Below are 5769 nucleotides of genomic sequence, written 5' to 3'. Positions count from 1 at the left end.
CCCAGCGTCGCGCTCGCGTTTAGCAGTAGCGCATCGGCGATCACCAGCCGCGCCATTGCGGTCGCTACGACGCTGCCGCGCACGGCGATACACGGATCGTGTCGCCCGCGCAGCTCGCAGACCGCGTCTGCGCCGCGCACGTCTACGCTGTGCTGCTCCATGAAAATGCTCGGGGTCGGCTTAAAATGCGTCGTAATCTCGATAGGCGCGCCGCTACTTATGCCGCCTAAGATTCCGCCTGCATTGTTGCTTGCGAAATTTGCGCCGATCTTGCCGCCGTTGGTGCGGATCGCATCCTTGCTAGCGCGCATAAAATCGTTATTTTCGCTGCCTTTTAGCGTGCTTGCCTTCACTCCGGCGCCGATCTGCACGGCCTTTACGCCGTTTATGCCCATCATCGCGCCCGCAAGCGCCGCATCCAGCTTGCCGTACAGCGGCTCGCCGAGCCCCGCAGGCACGCCCGTAACGCGCGTCAGCACGCAGCCGCCAATACTATCGCCCGCATTTTTGACGCTTAGAATTAACTCCTTTTGCGCGCTCTCCGCAGCGGGATCGAGTGCGAAAATTTCGCTGTTTTGCGCAAAGTCGAAGTCCAAATTTTCCGCGTAAATTTCGCCCACGCCGTAAATCCCGCTTTTTACGGAAATTTTAAAGTGATTTAGCAGGATTTGCGCGAACGCCCCCGCAGCCACGCGTACGGCGGTTTCGCGCGCACTTGTCCGCCCGCCGCCTCGGTAATCGCGCAGTCCGTATTTGGCAAAATATGTAAAATCGGCGTGTGCGGGGCGGAAAATATCCTTTAGATTTTCGTAGTCCTTTGAGTGCTGGTTTGCGTTGCGGATGATAAATCCGATCGGCGCGCCGGTGCTGCGACCGTCAAAAATTCCGCTTAAAATTTCGATCTCGTCGGCTTCTTTGCGCGGCGTAGCGTATTTGCCGCCTGGTTTGCGGCGGTCAAGCTCGCTTTGGATATTTGAAGGCTCGATCGCCACGCCCGCCGGAAAGCCGTCCAAAACGCCGCCGATCGCCGCGCCGTGGCTCTCGCCGAAGGTGCTAAGGCGCAATCTCTCGCCGAAAGTATTCATAGTGCGTCTCCTTGATCGTCATCGTCTTGTTTATCCGTATCGCGCCCGTTTTGTTCGGCGTTTTTGTTTCGCTCATTGCTTTTTTTAGCGCTCGGCGTGCCACCCGATACGCCGGCACGATCGCTATTTTTGCCGTCCCGCGCCCGTCCGCTGCCGCCTCGTGAGCCTTTTCTACCGTCCTGAACGCAGTTTGCGCCGCTTTGTGCGTCGCCGCATGCCGTTTGCTCGCCATTTGTCGCGCTAGCGCTGTGCGAGGCGCCGTTTTGTAAAAGCTCGATCGCGATTTGCGCGCATTTTTGCTCGGCCTCCTTTTTGCTCGCTCCCACGGCGGATGATAGCCGCTTGCCGCCTACGAGCGCCGCCATTTCGAAGCTTTTTTTGTGATCGGGGCCGCTCGAGCCTAAAAGGACATATTCGGGCGTGACGCCGAATTTGGCCTGCGTGAGCTCTTGCAGCGCGGTTTTGTAGTCTTTAACGAGCTCGTTAAAGCTGATACGCGGATAGAGGATTTCTAGGATTGCAGTCGCGATGCGGGCGGTGTTTTGCAGCCCGCTCTCAAGATAGACGGCGCCCATTATCGCCTCAAAGGCGTCCGAAAGCAGCGATGGCTTCTCGCGCCCGCCGTTGCGCTCCTCGGACAGCGACATATTCAGGTTCTCGCCGATGCCCAAAAATTTTGCAAATTTAGAAAAGCTGCTTTCGTTCACGAGCGCGGCGCGCAACTTGCTCAGATCGCCCTCATCGCTGCTAAATTTTTTGAAAAGATACTCGCCCACGATAAGATCCATCACCGCATCGCCTAAAAATTCCAGCCTCTCGTTGTTGTGCCCGTTTTTGGCGCTTTTGTGCGTAAGAGCGATCTTGAGGTGGGTTAAATTTTTAAATTTATAGCCCAGTTTTTCTTGTAATTTTTCTAAATTTTGCATCTTTGCCCTTTATTATAAAATTTTACGAAATTCGCGGCGATCCGCACGCAAACGGCATCCGGTGCGAACAAAACTCGCACAAGTGAAACGAACGCGAGCGGGATCTGCGCTAAATTTGCATTAACGCGGCGAATGAAACGCACCGTCGCCGATCTGAGGCGAATAAAATTTAAACGTAGCCTGCTAATTCTAACGCAAACCGCGCCGAAGCCCACTTGCCGCAAATTTAATCTTCGCCAAAAACGCGCTCGCCGCGAATAGGGTAGCGCTAAAGCCTGCTCGCTGCTAACAAAATCTTCACCAAAGCTCGTCCACCACAGACCAAATCCGTGCGCAAAATAAGTGCGAGCTTGCGCGAGCAAACGCGAACGAATAGAACGTATCAAAGCTAAACCGCGCCGAAGCCCACTTGCTGCACATACAATCCACGCCAAAAACACGCCTGCCCCCAAATACAAGAGCTCGATTGCGTGAACGAAAGCGTCAAAACCGGCTTCGGGCGATAAAATTTACGCCGAGGCGGCTCTGCGTGCAAAGTAAACGCGGGCAAATCCGCGCAACCACAAGCTTTGCCGCAGAATTTTAGCCCTTTATCGCTTCTGCTGCCGCGCGAGCCATAGCATCGCACTCCTCATTTTGCGGATGACCCGCATGCCCCTTGACCCAGGAGGCTTTGATCTCGTGAGGCGCTGCCGCCGCAAGGTATCTACGCCACAGATCCGCGTTTTTTTTGCCCTTAAAATCGGTAACGACCCACTTTGCGAGCCAGGAATTTATCGCTTTAACGACATATTCGCTGTCGGTAAAAAGCTCGACGCGGCAAGGCTGCTTAAGCGCGCTAAGCCCCATTATAGCGGCCGTTAGCTCCATTTGATTATTCGTCGTCATCGCCTCTGCGCCGCTTGCCTTTTTTATCGCGTTGCCGTATTGCAGTATGTAAGCCCAGCCGCCTGCTCCGGGGTTTCCGAGACAGCTGCCGTCGCTAAAAAGTTTGACCGATTTCACCGGTTTTCTCCGAAATTTGCGCTCTGATCTCCATGCTACCTAGCTCGTAGCAGACCGGGCAGCGGTGTGAGAAAAGCCCCACCGAGCTTTTGCACTTCGCGCAGGTGTAGCTAAAGCTAAGCCCGGCGTCCTCAAAGCCCGCGTCCTTCATAGCCATAAGCGCGTTGATCTCAAAAATTTTACTCGCGCTCTGCGGCTTTTGATCGCTTTTTCCGAGCGCGTAAAAAAGGGCGTTATACTCCGCATCCTGCGTGTTTACCGCCGCAGGGAAATCATAGATCAGATCGATCGCCTGCTCGATCGGCGGGAAGCGATCGAAACCCTCCATAGGCTCTTTGTTTTTGATAAAAAGCTCCATGCAGAACCGCCCCGCGCCTTTGAAGTTTAGCTTTGAAATTTTAGCGATCTTCTTATTAAACGGCGTATTGGCGTCGTTTGCGATGATTTGAGCGCGCTCGAACTGGCTTTGAGCATATACTTCGGCGTCCTGCTCGCGCAGCGCGTCAAGCACCTCAAGCGCCTCATTAAAGCGTTTCAGCCGCTCGTAAATCACCGTAAGATGCGTAAGAGCCTCTTTGTTTCTGGGGCGCAGCTTCAGCGCCTGTAAAAATACCTCCTCGGCGCGCCCTAAAAAGCCCGCTTTGAAATATACGATACCGAGATTGGTGAGGATAAACTCCCTCTGTACGCCACCGCTAGCCTTACTTAGCGCGATTAGATAAATTTCTATCGCGCGCTCGAAGTCGCCGCTTTTGACGAAAGAGCTAGCTAAAATTCCAAGCGTCGGGATGTCTATTTGCGGGCTTGCTAAAAGCTGTCTGTGCTCCGAGTTAAGCGCGTCTAGAGTGTCAAATTTTTTGATGAAATTCTCTAGGCTCTGCCTCTCGTTTTTTTTAGAAAAAACTCCCCAAATGTAGCTTAGAATCGACACTAGCAAGATTATGCTTATCAACATGATAAGCCCGAAAATCGGGTCGCGATCGTCTAAGAAAAAATTATCCAAATCAAACCTCGTCGCAAAAATAAAGGGCAATTATAGCAAAGTGCGGGTATAATTTCGCTTATGATTAAAAACGAAAGCATAGAAAATCTGCTGGCCACCGTAGATATCGTAGACGTCGTAGAAAAATATGTCCCGCTTAAGCGCAGCGGCGCAAATTTCGTAGGCGTCTGCCCCTTCCACGACGATTCGCACCCGAGCATGAGCGTGAGTTCCAAACTTGGAATTTTTCACTGCTTTTCATGCAAAGCGGGCGGCAACGCAATTAAATTTATCCAAGATTACGAAAAGATAAGCTTTCCAGAAGCGGTCGAAAAGCTTGCGGGGATGTATAATTTCGCGCTGCAATACACCGGCGCTAAAGTCCAGGAGCGCAGCGAAGAGAAGAAGGTGCTCGGGATTTTAAACGCCTACTACCAAAGCTGCCTTTATCAAAACCACGCCGCCGTGAAATACCTGCACGAGCGCGGCCTAAGCGATGTGACTATTCGCAAATTCGGCCTTGGCTACGCTGGAGCTAGCGCGCAGACGATCAGAGTTTTGCAAAACGAAGAAATTCCGCCGCAAGACGCGCTAAATGCGGGCGCGGTGAAGCAAAACGAGCGCGGGCTTTATGCTAGCTTCATCGAGCGCATCACCTTTCCGATCTACAACCACGCAAGCAAGCTCGTGGGCTTCGGCGGCCGCACGATAAGCGATAATCCTGCCAAATACGTCAATTCGCCGCAGTGCGCACTGTTTGATAAATCTAAAATTTTCTATGCATTCGACCTTGCGAAAAAAAGCGCGATCGCCAAAAAAACTCTCATCATCACCGAGGGCTACATGGACGTCATCATGCTGCACCAAGCGGGCATCGACAACGCCGTAGCAGTGCTCGGCACGGCGCTGACGCCCGCTCATCTGCCGCTTATAAAGCGCGCGGAGCTTAACGTCGTGCTTAGCTTCGACGGCGACGCTGCGGGCATCAATGCGGCGATGAAATCGGCGCGGCTTTTGTGCCTGAATAAGATCGACTCAAGCGTCGCTATAATCGGCGGCGGCGCCGATCCTGCGGATATGATTGCGGCGGGCAAGGTGCGCGAGCTAGAGCAAATTTATGCTAGCGGCATGGAGAGCGGGGAGTTTCTGATCCGAAGAATCGCTAAAAAATACGACCTCGCCCGCCCCGTGCAAAAAGAAGCGGCGCTAAATGAGATCAAAGAATTTACCGCAGCGCTCGGTCCCGTGCTAGTCGAGTCCTATCAGAGTCTAGTGGCGCAAATTTTAAACGTCTCGCCCGCTTCGTTCAATCTCTCTAGCGGCGGTAAAAATTTCGGCGCGGGCTTTGAGGGGCGAAATTTTAACGAGGGCGGGAATTTCGGCTCTCGCGATTTCGGCTCGCAAAATTTTAATGCAAGCGGAAATTTCGGCTCTTACGAAGGGCACGGCGCAGACGGCAGGGGCGGTGCGAGCGGGAGCTTAAACGGCGGAAATTTTGTTCGCACGCAAAACACGGCGCGCTACGAGAGCTCTGCGTCGCCTGCCGCTTCGGCGAGGCTCGGGCGGACGCTACTGCGCCGCAAGGAGATCGCGGAGCTTCAGATCATAAAATCGATGCTGCTCGATGGCGAGATGGCACAGCTCGGGCTCGGTTGCTTGGAGCGGCGCGATTTTCGCATGCACGGCGATATTTTCGAGGCGTTTTTGGCTTTCTCTCGTAGCGGCGGGAATTTTAAAAATTTCATCGCGGGCGAGGACGGCAATGTAGACA

Annotated in this window: 4 protein-coding genes and 1 pseudogene; 1 reads left to right on the top strand and 4 read right to left on the bottom strand. The window is 53.5% G+C overall.

All coding sequences use genetic code 11. From position 1 onward, the window contains the following. The 4 genes and pseudogenes from aroC to Q0257_RS08550 form a co-directional block, all read right to left on the bottom strand. A partial coding sequence (gene aroC / locus Q0257_RS08565) for a chorismate synthase (protein ID WP_298024047.1) occupies window positions 1–1085 on the bottom strand: 1085 nt, incomplete at its 3' end. 263 nt (window positions 1086–1348) lie between these two features. Next, window positions 1349–2011 (bottom strand): annotated as a pseudogene (rnc, locus tag Q0257_RS08560) (ribonuclease III); the annotation flags it as partial. 582 nt (window positions 2012–2593) lie between these two features. Next, entirely contained in the window at window positions 2594–3016 is a 423-nt protein-coding gene (rnhA, locus tag Q0257_RS08555) for a ribonuclease HI (protein ID WP_298024044.1), read from the bottom strand. Continuing rightward, entirely contained in the window at window positions 2994–4019 is a 1026-nt protein-coding gene (locus tag Q0257_RS08550; protein ID WP_297903160.1) for a tetratricopeptide repeat protein, read from the bottom strand. Before Q0257_RS08550 ends, rnhA begins: the two co-directional genes overlap by 23 nt. A gap of 60 nt (window positions 4020–4079) precedes the next feature. Here Q0257_RS08550 and dnaG point away from each other — a divergent pair. Further along, the coding region (dnaG, locus tag Q0257_RS08545; RefSeq protein WP_298024042.1) for a DNA primase at window positions 4080–5769 on the top strand (1690 nt) is incomplete at its 3' end.

Source organism: uncultured Campylobacter sp. (genome assembly GCF_938018035.1).
GTDB lineage: Bacteria > Campylobacterota > Campylobacteria > Campylobacterales > Campylobacteraceae > Campylobacter_B.
Note: the sequence above shows the minus strand (reverse complement) of the source record. Positions and strands in the feature narration are given on the sequence as shown.